Below are 18782 nucleotides of genomic sequence, written 5' to 3'. Positions count from 1 at the left end.
CCAAAATAAAAAAGCCCGGAATCGCTTCCGGGCTTTATATCGTTGAAAACCGGCTAACAGATTAGCGGGTCAAGTCGTCGAAGAATTTTTTGACGCCATCAAAGAAGCTTTTGGAGCGCGGACTGTTTTTCTCGCCCGTTGGGCCGCCAAAGCTCTCCTGCAGCTCTTTCAGTAGCTGTTTCTGCTTGTCGTTCAGCCCCACTGGGGTTTCTACAACCACACGGCACAGCAGGTCGCCCTGAGCACCGCCGCGAACGGACTTCACGCCTTTACCGCGCATGCGGAACAGCTTACCGGTCTGGGTTTCGCCCGGGATCTTCAGATTGACGCGACCATCCAGGGTAGGCACTTCAATTTCACCACCGAGCGCCGCCATGGCGAAGTTGATCGGCACTTCACAGTACAGGTTGTTACCTTCACGCTCGAAGATGGCATGCTGCTTCACCTGAACCTGAACGTACAGATCGCCTGCCGGTGCGCCGTGCTCACCGGCTTCACCTTCACCTGCCAGACGGATGCGGTCGCCCGTATCCACGCCTGCCGGGATTTTGACGGACAGGGTCTTGGTTTTCTCAACGCGACCATGACCGTGGCATTTAGTGCACGGATCTTTAATCAGCGTACCGCGGCCATGACAGTGAGGACAGGCCTGCTGTACTGCGAAGAAGCCCTGACGCATCTGCACCTGGCCGGAACCGTGACAGGTTGGACAGGTCTGCGGCTGGGTACCCGCTTTCGCGCCGCTGCCGTGGCACACGTCACACTCTTCCAGCGTCGGGATACGGATCTCTTTGGTGACACCGCGAACGGCCTCTTCCAGCGTCAGCTCCATGTTGTAGCGCAGGTCTGCGCCGCGCGCTGCGCGCTGACGACCACGACCGCCGCCAAAGATATCGCCGAACACGTCGCCGAAGATGTCGCTGAAATCAGCACCGCCGCCAAAGCCGCCGCCACCGAATCCGCCGCCGCCCATACCGCCCTGTTCAAAGGCTGCGTGGCCGTACTGGTCATAGGCCGCACGTTTTTGTGCATCGGTCAGGACTTCGTAGGCTTCTTTGATCTCTTTAAATTTTGCTTCAGCCTCTTTATCCCCCTGGTTGCGGTCCGGGTGGAATTTCATGGCCAGGCGCTTATACGCCTTTTTGATTTCACGCTCTTCCGCAGTTTTCGGAACGCCTAAAATCTCGTAATAGTCTTGCTTTGCCATTGGTTTTTTTAAGCCCCTTAACATGCGAGCACGGGCGTGGAGAGTTCTCCTACGCCCGTGCCGATTAATTACCCTGCATCAGGGCGATTATTTTTTGTCTTTAACTTCTTCGAACTCAGCGTCGACAACGTCGTCGTCTTTCGCGTTGTTCGCGGAAGCGTCAGCGCCCGCTTGCTGCTGCGCGTGCTGCTGCTGAGCAATTTCCATCAGCTTCTGGGAAGCCTGTGCCAGCTCCTGCATCTTCGCTTCGATATCCGCTTTGTCTTCGCCTTTCAGAGACGTTTCCAGCGCGGTCAGTGCAGCTTCGATAGACGTTTTGTCTTCCGCTGGCAGTTTGTCGCCCGCTTCTTCAACCTGCTTACGGGTGCTGTGCAGCAGATGGTCACCCTGGTTACGGGTCTGAACCAGCTCTTCGAACTTACGGTCAGATTCCGCGTTCGCTTCTGCTTCACGAACCATTTTCTGGATCTCTTCTTCGTTCAGACCGGAAGAAGCCTTAATGGTGATCTTCTGCTCTTTACCGCTGTTTTTGTCTTTCGCGGAAACGTGCAGGATACCGTCAGCATCGATATCGAAGGTCACTTCGATCTGCGGCATGCCGCGTGGTGCCGGGTTGATACCATCCAGGTTGAACTGACCCAGAGATTTGTTATCAGACGCACGTTTACGCTCACCCTGCAGCACATGGATGGTTACCGCAGACTGGTTGTCTTCAGCGGTAGAGAACACCTGGCTGTGCTTGGTCGGGATAGTGGTGTTTTTAGTGATCAGCGCAGTCATCACGCCGCCCATGGTTTCGATACCCAGAGACAGCGGGGTAACGTCCAGCAGCAGAACGTCTTTCACTTCACCGGTCAATACACCACCCTGAACGGCAGCACCGATAGCAACGGCTTCGTCCGGGTTAACATCTTTACGTGGCTCTTTACCGAAGAACTCAGCCACTTTCTTCTGGACCATTGGCATACGGGTCTGACCACCAACGAGGATAACGTCATTGATATCAGACACGGACAGGCCAGCATCCTGCAGAGCAACTTTCAGTGGCTCGATAGAACGGTTCACCAGGTCTTCGACCAGGCTTTCCAGTTTTGCACGGGTCACTTTGATGTTCATGTGTTTAGGACCGGTCGCATCTGCAGTAATGTACGGCAGGTTAACGTCGGTCTGCTGAGCGGAAGACAGTTCGATCTTCGCTTTCTCAGCGGCTTCTTTCAGGCGCTGCATGGCCAGCGGGTCGTTACGCAGGTCGATGCCCTGATCTTTCTTGAACTCGTCTACGAGGTAGTTGATCAGACGGGTATCGAAGTCTTCACCACCCAGGTGGGTATCACCGTTGGTTGCCAGAACTTCGAAGGTTTTTTCGCCGTCAACTTCGTCGATTTCGATAATAGAGATATCGAAGGTACCACCACCCAGGTCGTAAACCGCGATAGTGCGGTTGCCCACTTCTTTATCCAGACCGTAAGCCAGAGCCGCTGCGGTAGGTTCGTTGATGATACGTTTTACTTCCAGACCTGCGATACGGCCAGCATCTTTGGTAGCCTGACGCTGAGCATCGTTAAAGTAGGCAGGTACGGTGATAACGGCTTCAGTTACTGGCTCACCCAGGTAATCTTCAGCAGTTTTCTTCATTTTTTTCAGCACTTCAGCAGAGATCTGCGGTGGTGCAGTTTTGGTGCCTTTCACATCAAGCCATGCATCGCCGTTATCTGCTGCGATGATTTTATAAGGCATGATAGAAACGTCACGCTGAACTTCTTCGTCCTGGAAGCGGCGGCCGATCAGGCGTTTAATCGCAAACAGGGTATTTTGCGGGTTTGTCACTGCCTGACGTTTAGCCGGCTGACCAACCAGAGTTTCACCATCCTGGGTATAAGCAATGATAGAAGGCGTGGTGCGATCGCCCTCGGCGTTCTCCAGCACGCGTGCAGTAGTGCCGTCCATAATCGCTACACAAGAGTTGGTCGTACCCAGGTCGATACCAATAATTTTACCCATCTAAACGTCTCCACTAAAAATTCAGTCAACATGTGGTTGTGTACCTGTAATAAGGGCAGAACGTGCTTTTTCAACTGCCCAGATTTGATTTTTTCAGGTCCACACACTGCGGTTGACTACAAGATGGGGTCGCTACGGCATCCATCAAGGGGCAAGCGTAAAAAAATTTTTAATTTCACCCTGATGAGATCATAGACGGCATCGATTGCGCCCATTATGATGCCGCGCCCCGTCAGGGAGTAATGACGCGGGTTTAACCATTTCACCATATTAATGATGATTTTTTTGAGGACTTATGGGCAACACTAAGTTGGCTAATCCGGCTCCGCTGGGCCTGATGGGTTTTGGCATGACCACTATCCTGCTGAACCTGCACAACATCGGGATGTTCCCGATGGATGGCATTATCCTGGCGATGGGCATTTTTTACGGCGGCATCGCACAAATCTTCGCGGGTCTGCTGGAATATAAGAAAGGCAACACCTTCGGCTTAACCGCCTTCACCTCTTACGGCTCGTTCTGGCTGACGCTGGTCGCTATCCTGCTGATGCCTAAAATGGGTCTGGCAGACGCAGCGAATGCCCACTTCCTGGGCGTGTATCTGGGTCTGTGGGGCGTCTTCACCCTGTTCATGTTCTTCGGCACGCTGAAGGGGAACCGCGCGCTGCAGTTCGTCTTCCTGAGCCTGACCGTACTGTTCGCCCTGCTGGCCATCGGCCACCTGGTGGATAACGAAGGCATCGTACACGTTGCAGGCTGGATTGGCCTGGTATGCGGCGCAAGCGCTATCTACCTGGCCATGGGTGAAGTGCTGAACGAGCAGTTCGGCCGCACTATTCTACCGATTGGTGAAAAACACTGATTCGTCTGTCGTGCCCGCCTCGCGGGCACGATTTTCCCCTGACTGCCGAAGCCAAATCCCCAATACCAGCCCCATTAACGACAACGCCAGCACGTACCAGGCCGGCGCCAGGGGAGACACACCCATCAATACCGTCACCGCAATCGGCGTCAGTCCGCCAAAGATGGCATACGAGACGTTGTAAGAAAATGAGATGCCGGTGAAGCGCACCTCAGGCGGAAACGCGCGTACCATCACATACGGTACCGCCCCGACAACGCCTACGCACAGGCCTACTACACCGTACAGCAGGAACAGCTGTTCAGGGTGGCTGCCTGCCAAATGGTAAAACGCCCAGCTTGATACGGCCAGTAACAGGCTGCCGACGATAAAGGTCACGCTGGCACCGAAACGATCGGCAGCCAGCCCGGCGGCAAGACAGCCAAAGCAAAGCATAATGGTCGCGATACTGTTCGCCTGTAACGTCACTGCCGGGGCGAACCCGTACTGTTTTTGCAGCCAGACCGGCGACATCAAAATCACCACTACGATGCCCGCCGAGAGAAGCCAGGTGAGCAGCATCGACACCACGACCGCTTTTTTATGGCGCACCACCACGGCTTTGACCGGCAACTCCTGAGCCAGCGCTTTGCGCTGCTGCATCTCAAGGAAAATCGGCGTCTCCTGCAACCAGCGACGCAGGTACATCGCCACCAGGCCAAACGCTCCGCCCAGCAGGAACGGTAAGCGCCAGCCCCAGTCGTGCACAGCCTGCTGCGTCATGCTGGTGTTTACAATGGTCGCAACGACGGAACCAAGCAAAATCCCCACCGTTAACCCCGCGGTTAAGGTGCCGCAGGCGATACCAATGCGGCGCGCCGGAACATGTTCCGCAACAAACACCCACGCCCCCGGTACCTCACCACCGATCGCCGCCCCCTGAAGAATACGCATCAGTAGCAGCAATAACGGGGCAACAATACCCATTGAGGCATAGGTTGGCAGCAGGCCAATCGCCAGCGTCGGCACGGCCATCAGCAGGATACTCAGGGTAAACATTTTCTTGCGCCCGACCAGATCGCCAAAGTGCGCCATCACAATGCCGCCCAGCGGACGTGCCAGATATCCGGCAGCAAAAATGCCGAAGGTTTGCACCTGTCGCAGCCATTCCGGGATATCCGCCGGGAAGAACAACTCCCCTACCACAGCGGCGAAGAAAACAAAGATGATGAAGTCGTAAAACTCTAGCGCGCCGCCCAGAGCGGCGAGCGAGAGGGTTTTGTAATCCTGTCGATTCAGAGGTCGGGTGTTATGTGACATAGCGAACCATTGTGCATGTGTTGTGGATTATTTTTTACAGCAATCGTAAAGAAAAAATTACTATATCGTAAATCCATTTACACGCCACTGCGGCTGACGCTAATGTCACATTTTAATTAATTTCAGGAGATTGTCTCGCGGCGGGCGCTTTTAGGACGAAATGCTGCTACCACTTTGTCGTCCGTCTCGACGTACGGCCCCTCCAGCAGCTGTATACAATACGGTACACTTGCAAAGATGCCGTGGACGATGACGCTGCCATCCTCCGCTTTCAGTCCTTCCAGCGTCTCTTTGATGGACTTCGGCTGGCCCGGCAGGTTCAGAATCAGCGCCTGTTTGCGGATCACCCCCACCTGGCGAGACAAAATGGCCGTCGGGACAAAGTGTAGACTGATCTGACGCATCTGTTCACCGAAGCCTGGCATTTCACGATCGGCAATCGCCAGCGTCGCGTCCGGGGTAACATCGCGGCGCGCAGGGCCGGTTCCGCCCGTCGTCAGCACAAGGTGACAGCTCATTTCATCCACCAGCTCACACAGGGTCTGCTCGATGATTGGCTGTTCGTCCGGGATCAGGCGGGTCTGGATCTCAAACGGGGTGGTCAACGCGCTTGCCAGCCACTCTTCCAGAGCAGGGATGCCTTTATCCTGGTAAACGCCGCTGGAGGCGCGGTCGGAAATCGACACTAAGCCGATGCGTAAGGTATTCATATCCATTCCATTCAAAAAGTACTGATTAAAGGGAATGATACACGCAGAGGGGAAATTCAGACAGAGTACGAAAGAAGTAGCGTGACCGGGGACCCGGTCACGCAGAATGATTACAGCAGGTCGCCGATCATTTTTTCCAGTTTTTCCTGGTCAATAGCAAACTTACGGATACCGTCCGCCAGTTTGTCTACCGCCATTGGATCCTGGTTGTGCTGCCACAGGAACTCGGATTCGGTGATGCGTTCTGGACGCGCCTTCACTTCACCGGTGTAAGACAGTTTGCGCTCGATGGTACCTTCGCTTTCAGCCAGCTCTTTCAGCAGCGCAGGTGCGATGGTCAGACGGTCACAGCCAGCCAGTTCGATGATTTCACCGACGTTACGGAAGCTTGCGCCCATCACCACGGTCTCATAACCATGCTGTTTGTAGTATTCGTAGATTTCAGTCACAGAAACCACGCCTGGATCTTCAGACGCCGCGTACTCTTTCTTGTCGGTGTTGGCTTTGTACCAGTCCAGAATACGGCCTACGAACGGAGAAATCAGGTATACGCCAGCTTCAGCACAAGCACGCGCCTGCGCGAAGGAGAACAGCAGGGTCAGGTTACAGTTGATGCCTTCTTTTTCCAGCTGCTCCGCCGCGCGGATGCCCTGCCAGGTAGACGCCAGTTTGATCAGGATACGGTCGTTGCTGATGCCCGCATCGTTGTACAGTTTGATCAGACGTTTTGCTTTAGCAATTGACGCTTCGGTGTCGTAGGACAGACGTGCATCCACTTCGGTGGAGATACGGCCCGGGACCAGTTTCAGAATTTCCAGACCGATGTTCACGGCCAGTTTATCAGTGGCATCCACAACCTGCTGCGCGCGGTCATTGCTCTGTGCTTTCGCCCAGGTCACGGCCTCGTCAATCAGTTTGCGATACTCAGGGATCTGTGCGGCGTTAAGGATCAGAGAAGGGTTAGTTGTGGCATCCTGCGGCTGGTACAGCTTCATTGCCGCGATATCTCCGGTGTCAGCTACGACAGTGGTGAACTGACGAAGGGAGGTCAATTTATCCGTCATGATAGTGTTTCTCTTTTAACGTGCCCTGGATAATTCACGCTACCGACAGCATGCCTGCAGCGGAAAAATGACAGGTTTACTTGTTAGGGGGATGTAACCGGTCTGCCCTGATGATAACACGACGGAGGGGTAGCGCAACCGCAGACAGTGCGCTTAGGCAGAGTATGATAAACTGAGAATATTAACAGGCTGCTAAGCAACAGCATGCCCAATCAGTGGTAGCGCTTACATATTCACATTGGCATCAACAAGAGGGACGTTAATGCCTGATTTCTTTTTCTTTATTAACGAAGTCCTCTGGGGTTCGATAATGATTTACCTGCTCCTGGGAGCAGGTATCTGGTTTACGCTACGCAGTGGGTTTATCCAGTTTCGCTATATTCGCAAGTTTGGCAGAAGTCTGAAAAACAGCGTCACGCCCCATCCGGGCGGACTCACCTCGTTTCAGGCGCTGTGTACCAGCCTTGCGGCACGCCTTGGCAGCGGCAATCTGGCAGGCGTTGCGCTGGCCATCAGCGCAGGAGGGCCTGGCGCAGTGTTCTGGATGTGGGTCACGGCACTTCTGGGAATGGCCACCTCTTTCGCCGAAAGTTCGCTGGCGCAACTCTACAAAGAGAAGGATAAAAGCGGACAGTTTCGTGGCGGCCCGTCATGGTATATGGCGCGTGGCTTAGGGATGCGCTGGATGGGCGTGCTGTTCTCGCTTTTTTTACTGTTCGCATACGGCCTCATTTTTAATACCGTCCAGTCAAACTCGGTTGCCCATGCTCTGCGCTATACCTTCTCCTGTCCGGAGTGGCTCACGGGCAGCGTGTTAGCCCTCTTTGTTTTGCTCGCCATTTCTGCCGGCCTTAGGGGCGTCGCCCGCCTGATGCAGTGGCTGGTGCCCATTATGGCCCTGCTCTGGGTTGCCGCGAGTCTGGTCGTTGCAGCACTGCATTTCGAACAGGTTCCGGGGGTCATTGCGTCCATCTTTAAAAGCGCCTTTGGCTGGCGAGAAGTCGCATCAGGCGCGTTGGGCTATACCCTCAGCCAGGCATTGATGGCAGGTTTTCAACGGGGCATGTTCTCCAATGAAGCCGGAATGGGTTCCACTCCCAACGTCGCAGCGGCCGCCTCTTCGTGGCCGCCACACCCGGCTGCGCAGGGTATTGTGCAGATGATCGGCGTCTTTATGGATACGGTGATCATCTGTTCCGCCAGTGCCATGATCCTCCTGCTGGCCGGCCCGGTACCCCATACCTCGGATGCCGTCGGAATACAATTTCTTCAGCAGGCGCTGGTGAACCTGACCGGCGGCTGGGGGGCTGGCTTTGTCTCGCTCATACTGATGTTGTTCTCCTTCAGCTCAATTGTGGTCAACTATCTGTACGCTGAAAACAACCTCATTTTCCTGAGATTCAACGCTCGCCCTGCTATCCTCCTGCTTCGCCTGGGGGTGATACTGATGGTGTTCGCGGGCGCCCTTCTGACGATGCCTATGATCTGGCAGCTGGCGGATGTCATTATGGCGCTAATGGCAATCACTAACCTGACGGCGATCCTGCTGCTCTCCCCCGTTGTGACGCTTATTGCCAAAGATTATCTTCGCCAGCGCAAGCTGGGGGTTGCCCCGGTATTTGATGCGTCACGTTACCCCGAAATTGCGTCACAACTTGCCCCTGGCACCTGGGATGATTTGCCCCGGCGATAACAGCTATCGATCAATTCAGGGCGATTTTTTGTTAAAGTCGCTCTAAATTTCCTGCAAGGACTGGATATGCTGATTCTGATTTCACCTGCAAAAACGCTCGACTACCAGAGCCCGCTCGCCACCGAGCGCTATACCCAGCCAGAACTGCTGGATTATTCACAGCAGCTGATCCGTGAAGCGCGCAAGCTCTCTGCGCCGCAAATCGCCTCGCTGATGGGCATCAGCGACAAGCTGGCAGACCTTAACGCGACCCGATTCCATGAATGGCATCCGGATTTCACCCCTGCTAACGCGCGTCAGGCGATTCTGGCGTTTAAAGGTGATGTCTATACCGGTCTGCAGGCGGAAGACTTCAGTGAAGCCGACTTCGATTTTGCCCAGCAGCATCTGCGTATGCTGTCGGGTCTGTATGGCGTACTGCGTCCGCTGGATCTAATGCAGCCGTACCGTCTGGAGATGGGCATTCGTCTGGAAAACGCCAAAGGCAAAGACTTGTACCATTTCTGGGGCGAAATCATCACCGACAAGCTGAACGCGGCGCTACGCGCTCAGGGCGATAACGTGGTGATTAACCTGGCATCCGATGAATACTACAAGTCGGTGAAACCGAAAAAGCTGGATGCGGAGATCATCAAGCCGGTCTTCCTGGATGAGAAAAACGGCAAGTTCAAGGTCATCAGCTTCTATGCCAAAAAGGCGCGGGGCCTCATGAGCCGCTATATCATTCAGAACCGCCTGACCAAGCCGGAGCAGCTGACCGGTTTTAACAGCGAAGGCTATTTCTTTGACGAAGACGCGTCGGGGAAAGGCGAACTGGTCTTTAAACGCCACGAACAGTAAAACAACATCCCGCCTGCTGGCGGGGTGTTGCATTAATGGTGCTTCCAGTCCGGCCCTGGATGGCGATCGTCATGATGATGGTCGTGTCGATCGTCGCGATCGCGATGTTCGACATGCGGGCGCCAGTGGTTATCACGCCAGTCATAATGCGCCTTCCACCAGTCGTGGTCGCGCCAGCGGCCGCCGTCCCAGTAATGCCCGCTGTTGTCCCGGTCGCCAATCTGCAGTTTAACCGCCGGTACGAGGGTGATTTCGGATGCCTGTGCCGCCATGGGAGCGACCAGCACCAGTGAAAGCGCGATGAGTGCAGGTTTCAGTGTAGACATCTGTGACTCCTTATTCTTCTTGCCCAACGTGGGCCGATGTAAGGAGAGTACGCGAGGGGAACGGGGGATGTTATTCTCTGCAATCCTAAACGCTAAGTGACCGCATTTATTGGGAATTTCTGCTTTTTTCCTGCTTTATTCCTCCTTATTTTCTTCACAAAAAAAGCCGGGTGGCGGCTTCGCCTTTCCCGGCCTAAAAATCGGTGCTGCTTTTGCCGGGTGGCGCTGCGCTTACCTGGCCTACAAACCCCGTAGGTCCGGTAAGGCGTAGCCGCCACCGGGCAACACAATCACGCGCGAGTCATCATCAACTTACGCAGCGCGGCAAAATCCGCAGGCAGCTCGTGTGACAACAGCGGCAGGTCGGCACGCTCGGCCAGCTCTTTTGGCAGCGGCAGCGTTTCGCCCAGGATCGCTTCCACGCTCTCTTTGAACTTGGCGGGATGGGCGGTACCGAGGAACAGACCATATTCCCCCGGGTTGAGCTGGTCGCGCAGTGCGCGATACGCAATTGCCGCGTGCGGCTCAGAGGTATATCCCACCGCCTTCAGCTCGCGCATGGTCGCTTTAGTGGTCTCATCCGTCACCGCCGCGTAGCCCAGGTCCACCAGACGCCATACCTTGCGGCGGAACAGCTCTTCCACGCGCGGCCAGTTGTTTGGCTGTGACACATCCATGGCATTGGAGAGCGTTGCCTGCGTCGCGTTCGGTGCCCATTTCCCGTCTTTCAGGAAGCGCGGCACGGTGTCGTTGGCGTTGGTAGCGGCGATAAAGCGCTTCACCGGCAGACCGAGCGATTTCGCCAGTAATCCCGCCGTCAGGTCACCGAAGTTACCGCTTGGTACGGACACCACCAGCTGATTGCGCGCTTCCTGCGGCAGCTGCGCTACCGCTTCGAAGTAGTAGCAAATCTGCGCCAGCAGACGGCTGATGTTGATGGAGTTGGCGGAATTCAGCCCCAGCGCGGCCTTCAGCTCTTCATCATCGAACGCCTGCTTGACCAGCGCCTGACAGGCATCAAAGTCACCGTCGATCGCCACGGTCTCAATGTTGCCGCCGAGCGTACAGAACAGTTTTTCCTGCAGCGGGCTGATTTTGCCTTTTGGATAGAGGATCACCACGCGGACGTTTTTCAGGCCGTAGAACGCATGCGCGACCGCGGCACCGGTATCGCCGGAGGTGGCTGTCAGAATGGTCACCGGCTTGTCGCCGCTGATGTGGGTCAGCATCTGCGCCATAAAGCGGCCGCCGAAGTCTTTAAACGCCAGGGTCGGGCCGTGGAACAGCTCCAGACAACCGACGTCAGGCTCCACCTGCTGCACCGGAGCCGGGAAGGCAAACGCCGCACGCACGCGCTCTTCCAGCAGCTCCTGAGGGATTTCGTCGCCGATAAACGCAGACAGAATTTTGGTGCTGCGGGTGACAAAGTCCTGCTTCAGCAGTTCATCAATCTCGGTCAGCTGAAATTCCGGCAGGTCATGCGGGAAGAACAGCCCCTGATTTTTGCCCAGCCCCTGAGTCACTGCCTGCGCGAAGCTGACCTGCTCGTTATGATCTTTAAGGTTATAGAGTTTCATTCGTTATCCCAGTACTCGTGCGCCAGCCGTGTCCAGACGGCAAATATGAACAAAGCCTTCCTGATTTTGCAGGTAGTGTTTAGAGAGCCAGTCCGCCACGCGCTGCGCGGTGTCTGGCTTATCGCACAGGGCGAACAGCGTCGGGCCGGAGCCGGAGATGCCGCACGCCTGCGCGCCGATATCCATGGCGGCCTGTCGCGCCTCGTTAAAGCCAGGCAGCAGCTTCGTGCGGTACGGCTCGGCAATGACATCTTTCATCAGCTTCGCCGCCAGCTGCGGCTGACGGGTATAGCAGGCGTGGATAAAGCCCGCCAGATGACGTCCGTGAGCAATACAGTCCTGACGACGATATTGCGCAGGCAGGATCGCACGCGCTTCCGCGGTAGAGACCTTAATCCCCGGATACGCCAGCACCCACAGCCACTCATCAAACCCTGGCACCTGCTGGCTGATGATGCCATTTTCTTCGATCATCAGCTGCATACCGCCAAGGAAGCACGGTGCCACATTGTCATAGTGGATACTGCCGGAGATACGCCCTTCCAGCTCGCCCATTAACCCCAGCAGGCGGCTGTTATTCAACGGCTTGCCGCAGTGCTCGTTCATCGCCACCAGCGCGGCAACCACGGAACAGGCGCTGGAGCCCAGCCCCGAACCAATCGGCATACTTTTTTCCAGCGTCATGGCGACCGGCACGTTTTTGCCGATCTCCTGACAGAAGCGTTCCCAGCACTGATAGACGATATTCTCGCGCGGGTCGGACGGCAGTTTGCTGGCGAATCGGCCCACGTTATTGAGGCTGAAACTCGCCGCCGCCTCAACCGTAACCGTATCGCCCAACAGCGAACCGTCCACCGGCGTGACCGCCGCACCCAGCACATCGAATCCGACGCTCATATTGGCGCTGGAAGCCGGGGCATAAACTTTGACCATGTTAAACTCCTAACTTCCATGACAGGGTACGCAACAGATCGGCAAACACACCCGCCGCTGTCACATCGTTCCCTGCGCCATAGCCGCGAAGCACCAGCGGCAATGGCTGATAATAGTGGCTGTAAAACGCGAGGGCGTTTTCGCCGTTTTTGACTTTGTACAGCGGGTCGTTGCCATCCACTTCGGCAATCTTCACCCGGCACACGCCATCTTCTTCAATGTTGCCAACATAGCGCAATACCTTACCTTCATCACGGGCTTTCGCCACGCGCGCGGCAAAAGCATCGTCAAGCTGGGGTAAATTCGCCATAAAGGTGCTGACATCACCGCTGCTGTCAAACTCGGCTGGCAACACGGGCTCAATCACAATATCCGAAAGCTCCAGCTCGCGACCGGTTTCGCGCACGAGGATCAGCAGCTTACGCGCCACGTCCATGCCGGAGAGATCGTCACGTGGATCCGGCTCGGTATAGCCCAGCTCGCGCGCGGCGCGGGTGGCTTCCGAGAGGCTCATGCCCTCGTCCAGCTTGCCAAAGATAAACGACAGGGAGCCGGAGAGAATGCCGGAGAAGCGCTGCAGTTCGTCGCCCGCATTCAGCAGATTTTGCAGATTTTCGATAACCGGCAGGCCTGCGCCCACGTTGGTGTCGTACAGGAACTTACGACGCGACTTGCTCGCCGCCAGACGCAGCTGGTGATAGTAATCCATCGACGAGGTGTTGGCCTTTTTGTTCGGCGTCACCACGTGGAAGCCTTCGCGCAGGAAATCCGCATACTGGTCGGCAACGGCCTGGTTTGACGTACAGTCGACAATCACCGGGTTAAGCAGATGGTACTCTTTTACCAGACGGATAAGGCGACCCAGATTAAACGGCTCTTTCGCCTCTTCCAGCCCGGCCTGCCAGTTTTCAAGATTCAGACCATGCACATTGGTCAGTAGCGCTCTGGAATTGGCAATACCGCAGACGCGCAGATCGATATGCTTCTTCTTGAGCCACGCCTGCTGACGCTTCACCTGCTCGAGCAGCGCGCCGCCGACACCGCCCACGCCAATCAGGAACAGTTCTATGACCTGATCGGTATTGAACAGCATCTGATGCACCACGCGCACGCCGGTGGTGGCATCGTCGTTATCCACCACGACGGAAATAGAACGCTCAGACGAGCCCTGGGCAATCGCCACGATATTGATGTTGGCGCGGGCCAGCGCGGCAAAGAACTTCGCGGAGATACCGCGCAGGGTGCGCATCCCGTCGCCCACGACGGAGATGACGGCCAGACGCTCCTGAATGGAGAGCGGCTCCAGCAACTCCTCTTTCAGCTCCAGATAAAACTCTTCTTCCAGCGCACGGCGTGCGCGCAGGCAGTCGGCCTGCGGCACGCAGAAGCTGATGCTGTACTCGGAAGAGGACTGCGTGATCAGCACCACCGAGATACCGTTGCGTGACATTGCGGCAAATACGCGCGCCGCCATGCCGACCATGCCCTTCATTCCCGGACCGGAGACGCTGAACATCGCCATGTTATTCAGGTTGGAGATGCCTTTCACCGGCAGGCCATCTTCATCGGAGCTGGCACCAATCAGCGTGCCTGGCGCTTGCGGGTTACCGGTGTTTTTAATCAGGCAAGGGATCTGGAACTGGGCAATCGGGGAGATGGTACGTGGGTGAAGCACTTTGGCGCCGAAGTAGGAAAGCTCCATCGCTTCCTGGTAAGACATCGACTTCAGCAACCTGGCGTCCGGTACCTGGCGCGGGTCGCAGGTATACACGCCGTCGACGTCAGTCCAGATCTCACAACAGTCTGCGCGTAAACAGGCAGCCAGCACGGCGGCAGAGTAGTCGGAGCCGTTACGGCCCAGCACCACCAGCTCGCCCTTCTCATTTCCGGCGGTAAAGCCCGCCATCAGGATCATGTGGTCAGACGGGATTTTGCTCGCGGCGATACGGCGGGTTGATTCGGCAATATCAACGGTAGATTCGAGGTAGTGGCCCACCGCAAGCAGTTTTTCAACCGGATTGATGACGGTCACGCCGTGGCCACGCGCTTCCAGCAGGCCAGCCATGATGGCGATTGACAGTTTCTCACCGCGGCAGATCAGCGCCGCGTTGATGCTGTCCGGACACTGGCCCAGCAGGCTGATACCGTGCAGCACATGTTTGATCTGAGCAAACTCCTGCTCAACGAAAGACTTCAGCTGTGCGAGCGGGAAGCCGGGTTGTGCCTCCGCCAGCCCCTGCAGCAGCTCAGCGAAGATACGCTCGGCGTCGCTGATGTTCGGAAGTGCATCCTGACCACCGATGGTTTTTTCAATCATCGCCACCAGATGGTTCGTGATTTTTGCCGGGGCAGAGAGCACGGTCGCAACCTGCCCCTGCCTGGCGTTGCTCTCCAGGATATCGGCAACACGCAGAAAACGTTCTGCATTTGCCACTGATGTACCGCCGAACTTCAACACTCTCATGGTTCTACCTCGTTTCCTTTAGCCGAAAAAAAAGCCCGCACTGTTCAGGTGCGGGCTTTTTTTTGTTTTTCCTGTACGCGTCAGCCCGCATCGTTACCTGTGGTAATGATGATGGTTGTAGTAATGGTGGTGATGCTGATGCGTTTCATGGATGTTGTGTACTCTGTCATTATTATCTGTCTGTGCTGTATTCTTTTAGGGTTAAAGGATCGGGCACCTTAAGTCAATGAATTTTTAATTTGATCACAATTCCGCAGAGACTCACGCCCCGCTGTTTGCCGATTTATTTTCATCCGATTCCCCCAAATGCAACCCTCCATGACAGACAATTTCGCCATAGTAAAAACTTATGACAGCATTTTACTCGGCTAATTTTTTTTCAATATCGTGCAGCAAACGGTGCAACATTGCCGTGTCCCGCTGCTCAAGTCGTCCGAGACGCTGGTGTAGCCAGTCAGCCATTTTTTGATCGTCCGCCACATCCAGCCGCAAGAGCAAGTTCTCCACGCGAGCGCGAAGTGCAGCCAGCTGGTTTTCATCGGTTCCTGTATCGGGCGGCTGGGGGATTTGTATTAAGGATGCTAATTGATAGCAATAGACCATGACCGCCTGGCCTAAATTCAGAGACGGATAATCCGCGACCATCGGCGCGCCAGTCAGAACGTCCGCCAGTGCCAGCTCTTCGTTAGTGAGTCCGGAATCTTCGCGGCCAAACACCAGCGCCGCTTTCTCAAGCCACTGGCTTTTCTCTTCCAGCATGGGCACCAGCTCAGCAGGCGTGGCGTAGTAATGGAACTTCGCGCGGCTGCGGGCGGTGGTCGCAACGGTAAACGAAATGTCATGCAGTGCGTCGGCAAGCGTAGCGTAAGTCGTTATATTATCGAGAATATCTCCCGAACCATGCGCCACCCAGCGGGCAGCAGGCTCCAGGTGCGCAGTGCTGTCCACAATACGTAAATCGGTAAAACCCATGGTCTTCATGGCACGCGCCGCAGCGCCTATATTTTCTGCTCTGGCTGGGGCGACCAGTACAATCGACAGATGCATTTATGCTCTCTTTTTAATCAGTTAGCGGGTAAAAATGTGATGTACTTCAACATATTACGCAGCGCAAATTTACAAATTTGCAACACAAATCACCGAAATAGCGTTTCATAACAAATTAAAGACGCTAAACTATTTTGTGTCTGAACAATCAGTTAGAATGTTAACAGAAGACCATTATCCTTATGTTTTATAATGATAATGGCATCATGAATACCCTATTCTGATTGGATTCGCTTCGTTTATATATCAATGTCCGCAACTAGTTGGTTTATTGAAAAATTGTGACAAAGGCTAGCATTCGGCTACGATGATTTCATCAAACTGTTAACGTGCTACAATTGAACTTGATATATGTCAACGAAGCGTAGTTTTATTGGGTGTCTGGTGTCACTTAGCCTGTTATGTTGCTGTTAAAATGGTTAGGATGACAGCCGTTTTTGACACTGTCGGGTCCAAAGGGAAAGTACCCAAGACCAAGCTAATGATGTTGTTGACGTTGATGGAAAGTGCATCAAGAACGCAATTACGTACTTTAGTCACGTTAAGCCGATCATGTTAATTTGCGACATGCATCAGGCAGGTCAGGGACTTTTGTACTTCCTGTTTCGATTTAGTTGGCAATTTAGGTAGCAAACATGCAGACCCCGCACATTCTTATCGTTGAAGACGAGTTGGTAACACGCAACACGTTAAAGAGCATTTTCGAAGCAGAAGGCTACGATGTCTTTGAAGCGACCGATGGCGCAGAGATGCATCAGATCCTTTCTGAAAATGATATCAACCTGGTAATCATGGATATCAACCTGCCGGGCAAAAACGGGCTTCTTCTGGCGCGCGAACTGCGTGAGCAGGCGAACGTCGCGTTAATGTTCCTGACAGGCCGTGACAACGAAGTTGATAAAATTCTTGGCCTGGAAATCGGTGCGGATGACTACATCACCAAGCCGTTCAACCCACGCGAGTTAACCATTCGTGCACGCAACCTGCTGTCCCGCACCATGAACCTGGGCACGGTCAGTGAAGAGCGTCGTAGCGTCGATAGCTACAAATTCAACGGCTGGGAACTTGATATCAATAGCCGTTCGCTGATTAGCCCGAACGGTGAGCAGTATAAACTGCCGCGCAGCGAATTCCGCGCGATGCTGCACTTCTGCGAAAACCCGGGCAAAATTCAGTCCCGTGCAGAACTGCTGAAGAAAATGACCGGCCGTGAGCTGAAGCCACACGACCGTACCGTAGACGTGACCATCCGTCGTATTCGTAAACATTTCGAATCTACGCCTGATACGCCGGAAATCATCGCCACAATCCACGGCGAAGGGTACCGTTTCTGCGGAGACCTGCAGGAGTAATCCCGCAGTCAATGCAATAAAGAAAAACGGCGCATTCGCGCCGTTTTTTTTATTTCCAGATCCGCATCGTGTCGTTATCGGGCTCTGCGGGTGGCTCAGGGCGCTTCGGCTGTGAAAGCGAATACCAGTCGAAATGCCGGGTCAGGTACATCACGGCGAACAGTGCCAGTGCGAGCACCGCTGACCCCAACAGCAGCGCACTATCCTCCGAGCGCAGCAGGAACCACATCACCACGTCCAGCCCCAGCAAGGCCAGCACAAACAACCCGCTGCGCTTCCAGCTTTTTAGCACCGCCTGCAGGTACATCCCGTTCATCGCAGCACCCACCAGGCTTGCAACAACCCAGGCAGGCGTAAAGCCGACGTGTTCTGACAGCGCCAGCAGCACCAGATAGAACAGCACCAGCGACAGCCCCACCAGCAGATACTGCATTGGGTGCAGGCGCAGCCCGGTTAAGGTTTCGAAGACAAAGAAGGCCATAAACGTCAGCGCAATCAGCAAAATAGCATACTTGATTGCCCGGTCAGTCAGCTGATACTGATCGGCAGGTGTGGCTACCGTGACGCTAAAAGCCGGGATCGACTCCCACGCAGGAGATTCACTCCCGTTGAACCAGCTCTCAAGGTTGTTCGCAAACCAGCTGCTCTGCCAGTTCGCCTGAAAACCTGAATCACCGATTTTGCGTTTCACCGGCAGATAGTTGCCCATGAAGCCCGGATGCGGCCAGTTGCTGTTCAGCGCCATTTCGCTGTTACGTCCCACGGGCACCACGGCAAAACTCCCCGTCCCCGCCAGATTCAGCGACATCTCCATGGCAAACGTTTTTGACTCCAGCGCTTTATCCGTCAGCGGGATATGAAGACCGGAAAGCGCGCCAGATACGCCCGAACCCGGCTCTACGCTCAGCGTCTCGCCGTTGATACTGGAGACTTTCACCGTGCCAATACCGCGTGCATCGCCCACTCCAACAACGATAAACGGCTGCCCCAGGGTCATCGTCTCCCCTTTTAGCTGCGTCATTTTTTCGGTGCTGAACTGCGCTTTTATTTTGAGATCGGTGTTCCAGATCTGTCCGTCATAGATGCCGATATTTCGGGACTCAACGCGCTGGTTACCCTCAACAAGCAGCGACTCCGGCAGGATAAAATGCAGATAGCTTTTCTTGTACTCGACCTTCTTCTCATCCTCTAGCTTGTAAAAGATCTCTGTCACCGGAATCGCAATCAGCGGGCCGACCAGTTTTTGCGGTCCGCTGGTGCTCTGGCGAAGCGTATTTTCGACATCATTACGGTAGCTTTCACGCTCTTCAATGAGGTTACTTACCATAAACAACGGGACTAACAGCAGCAGAATGCACCCCAGCAGGGTGCTTATTTTCCAGAACAGGGGGGATTTCATCATTACGT

General features: G+C 54.9%; 17 protein-coding genes and 1 other annotated feature. Of the genes, 4 read left to right on the top strand and 13 right to left on the bottom strand.

Translation table 11 applies throughout. From position 1 onward, the window contains the following. Nucleotides 1–61: 61 nt before the first annotated feature. The gene (dnaJ, locus tag ABFI50_RS12470) at nucleotides 62–1207 is read right to left on the bottom strand and encodes a molecular chaperone DnaJ (protein ID WP_014830600.1); all 1146 of its coding nucleotides are present in this window, start codon (nucleotides 1205–1207) and stop codon (nucleotides 62–64) included. Nucleotides 1208–1294: 87 nt separating this feature from the next. Next, nucleotides 1295–3208: a molecular chaperone DnaK gene (gene dnaK / locus ABFI50_RS12465; RefSeq protein ID WP_023332056.1), complete on the bottom strand. Its 1914-nt coding sequence runs from the start codon at nucleotides 3206–3208 to the stop codon at nucleotides 1295–1297. Nucleotides 3209–3503: 295 nt separating this feature from the next. Here dnaK and satP point away from each other — a divergent pair, with 295 nt between their 5' ends. Further along, nucleotides 3504–4070, top strand: a complete 567-nt coding sequence (gene satP, locus ABFI50_RS12460; RefSeq protein WP_023332055.1) for an acetate uptake transporter — start codon at nucleotides 3504–3506, stop codon at nucleotides 4068–4070. Here the strand turns inward: satP and ABFI50_RS12455 are convergent. The 3 genes from ABFI50_RS12455 to tal all read right to left on the bottom strand — a co-directional run bounded on the left by ABFI50_RS12455 (nucleotide 4047) and on the right by tal (nucleotide 7143). Then, a complete protein-coding gene (locus tag ABFI50_RS12455) occupies nucleotides 4047–5369 on the bottom strand; it encodes an MFS transporter (protein WP_213782961.1) in 1323 nt (440 codons plus the stop codon). The genes satP and ABFI50_RS12455 overlap by 24 nt on opposite strands. 122 nt (nucleotides 5370–5491) lie before the next feature. Continuing rightward, the gene (mog, locus tag ABFI50_RS12450; RefSeq protein ID WP_032637529.1) at nucleotides 5492–6079 is read right to left on the bottom strand and encodes a molybdopterin adenylyltransferase; all 588 of its coding nucleotides are present in this window, start codon (nucleotides 6077–6079) and stop codon (nucleotides 5492–5494) included. Between the two features lie 110 nt (nucleotides 6080–6189). Next, nucleotides 6190–7143 carry a transaldolase gene (tal, locus tag ABFI50_RS12445; protein WP_014882487.1) on the bottom strand — a complete coding sequence of 318 codons (954 nt, stop codon included), beginning with the start codon at nucleotides 7141–7143 and terminating at the stop codon, nucleotides 6190–6192. Between the two features lie 262 nt (nucleotides 7144–7405). On the opposite strand from tal, the gene ABFI50_RS12440 reads away from it, so the two are divergent. Beyond that, the gene (locus ABFI50_RS12440) at nucleotides 7406–8836 is read left to right on the top strand and encodes a sodium:alanine symporter family protein (protein ID WP_023336743.1); all 1431 of its coding nucleotides are present in this window, start codon (nucleotides 7406–7408) and stop codon (nucleotides 8834–8836) included. 66 nt (nucleotides 8837–8902) lie between these two features. Continuing rightward, nucleotides 8903–9676 carry a peroxide stress protein YaaA gene (gene yaaA, locus ABFI50_RS12435; RefSeq protein ID WP_014882485.1) on the top strand — a complete coding sequence of 258 codons (774 nt, stop codon included), beginning with the start codon at nucleotides 8903–8905 and terminating at the stop codon, nucleotides 9674–9676. 32 nt (nucleotides 9677–9708) lie between these two features. On the opposite strand, the gene ABFI50_RS12430 is transcribed toward yaaA, so the two are convergent. The 7 genes from ABFI50_RS12430 to yjjY all read right to left on the bottom strand — a co-directional run bounded on the left by ABFI50_RS12430 (nucleotide 9709) and on the right by yjjY (nucleotide 16563). Further along, the gene (locus ABFI50_RS12430) at nucleotides 9709–10002 is read right to left on the bottom strand and encodes a DUF2502 domain-containing protein (protein ID WP_047026738.1); all 294 of its coding nucleotides are present in this window, start codon (nucleotides 10000–10002) and stop codon (nucleotides 9709–9711) included. A gap of 290 nt (nucleotides 10003–10292) precedes the next feature. Next, entirely contained in the window at nucleotides 10293–11579 is a 1287-nt protein-coding gene (gene thrC / locus ABFI50_RS12425; RefSeq protein WP_023332051.1) for a threonine synthase, read from the bottom strand. 3 nt (nucleotides 11580–11582) lie between these two features. Beyond that, entirely contained in the window at nucleotides 11583–12512 is a 930-nt protein-coding gene (gene thrB / locus ABFI50_RS12420) for a homoserine kinase (RefSeq protein ID WP_014882482.1), read from the bottom strand. Between the two features lies 1 nt (nucleotide 12513). Beyond that, complete coding sequence (thrA, locus tag ABFI50_RS12415) at nucleotides 12514–14976, bottom strand: bifunctional aspartate kinase/homoserine dehydrogenase I (protein ID WP_014882481.1); 2463 nt, start codon at nucleotides 14974–14976, stop codon at nucleotides 12514–12516. Between the two features lie 24 nt (nucleotides 14977–15000). After that, nucleotides 15001–15118 (bottom strand) — a sequence feature (Thr leader region). Next, nucleotides 15057–15125 carry a thr operon leader peptide gene (thrL, locus tag ABFI50_RS12410; RefSeq protein ID WP_015572623.1) on the bottom strand — a complete coding sequence of 23 codons (69 nt, stop codon included), beginning with the start codon at nucleotides 15123–15125 and terminating at the stop codon, nucleotides 15057–15059. Its footprint overlaps the feature before it by 62 nt. Nucleotides 15126–15336: 211 nt before the next feature. Continuing rightward, the gene (locus ABFI50_RS12405) at nucleotides 15337–16023 is read right to left on the bottom strand and encodes a tRNA/rRNA methyltransferase (RefSeq protein ID WP_023336742.1); all 687 of its coding nucleotides are present in this window, start codon (nucleotides 16021–16023) and stop codon (nucleotides 15337–15339) included. Nucleotides 16024–16422: 399 nt separating this feature from the next. Continuing rightward, nucleotides 16423–16563, bottom strand: coding sequence for a protein YjjY (gene yjjY, locus ABFI50_RS12400; RefSeq protein WP_085928893.1), 141 nt, complete (start codon nucleotides 16561–16563; stop codon nucleotides 16423–16425). 95 nt (nucleotides 16564–16658) lie between these two features. Between yjjY and arcA the strand changes: the two genes are divergently transcribed. After that, nucleotides 16659–17375, top strand: coding sequence for a two-component system response regulator ArcA (gene arcA / locus ABFI50_RS12395; protein ID WP_003856501.1), 717 nt, complete (start codon nucleotides 16659–16661; stop codon nucleotides 17373–17375). A gap of 49 nt (nucleotides 17376–17424) precedes the next feature. Here arcA and creD read toward each other — a convergent pair whose 3' ends face one another. Further along, nucleotides 17425–18777 carry a cell envelope integrity protein CreD gene (gene creD, locus ABFI50_RS12390; RefSeq protein WP_045269566.1) on the bottom strand — a complete coding sequence of 451 codons (1353 nt, stop codon included), beginning with the start codon at nucleotides 18775–18777 and terminating at the stop codon, nucleotides 17425–17427. Between the last annotated feature and the right edge of the window lie 5 nt (nucleotides 18778–18782).

The sequence above is a fragment of the Enterobacter sp. HNDS-6 genome, assembly GCF_039850505.1.
Lineage (GTDB): Bacteria > Pseudomonadota > Gammaproteobacteria > Enterobacterales > Enterobacteriaceae > Enterobacter > Enterobacter kobei.
This window is presented reverse-complemented; position numbering and strand designations above follow the sequence as displayed.

Coding starts and splice junctions, on each gene's coding strand:
- dnaJ (WP_014830600.1), bottom strand. CDS start 1,207: ATGGCAAAGCAAGACTATTACGAGATTTTAGGCGTTCCGAAAACTGCG.
- dnaK (WP_023332056.1), bottom strand. CDS start 3,208: ATGGGTAAAATTATTGGTATCGACCTGGGTACGACCAACTCTTGTGTA.
- satP (WP_023332055.1), top strand. CDS start 3,504: ATGGGCAACACTAAGTTGGCTAATCCGGCTCCGCTGGGCCTGATGGGT.
- ABFI50_RS12455 (WP_213782961.1), bottom strand. CDS start 5,369: ATGTCACATAACACCCGACCTCTGAATCGACAGGATTACAAAACCCTC.
- mog (WP_032637529.1), bottom strand. CDS start 6,079: ATGAATACCTTACGCATCGGCTTAGTGTCGATTTCCGACCGCGCCTCC.
- tal (WP_014882487.1), bottom strand. CDS start 7,143: ATGACGGATAAATTGACCTCCCTTCGTCAGTTCACCACTGTCGTAGCT.
- ABFI50_RS12440 (WP_023336743.1), top strand. CDS start 7,406: ATGCCTGATTTCTTTTTCTTTATTAACGAAGTCCTCTGGGGTTCGATA.
- yaaA (WP_014882485.1), top strand. CDS start 8,903: ATGCTGATTCTGATTTCACCTGCAAAAACGCTCGACTACCAGAGCCCG.
- ABFI50_RS12430 (WP_047026738.1), bottom strand. CDS start 10,002: ATGTCTACACTGAAACCTGCACTCATCGCGCTTTCACTGGTGCTGGTC.
- thrC (WP_023332051.1), bottom strand. CDS start 11,579: ATGAAACTCTATAACCTTAAAGATCATAACGAGCAGGTCAGCTTCGCG.
- thrB (WP_014882482.1), bottom strand. CDS start 12,512: ATGGTCAAAGTTTATGCCCCGGCTTCCAGCGCCAATATGAGCGTCGGA.
- thrA (WP_014882481.1), bottom strand. CDS start 14,976: ATGAGAGTGTTGAAGTTCGGCGGTACATCAGTGGCAAATGCAGAACGT.
- ABFI50_RS12405 (WP_023336742.1), bottom strand. CDS start 16,023: ATGCATCTGTCGATTGTACTGGTCGCCCCAGCCAGAGCAGAAAATATA.
- arcA (WP_003856501.1), top strand. CDS start 16,659: ATGCAGACCCCGCACATTCTTATCGTTGAAGACGAGTTGGTAACACGC.
- creD (WP_045269566.1), bottom strand. CDS start 18,777: ATGATGAAATCCCCCCTGTTCTGGAAAATAAGCACCCTGCTGGGGTGC.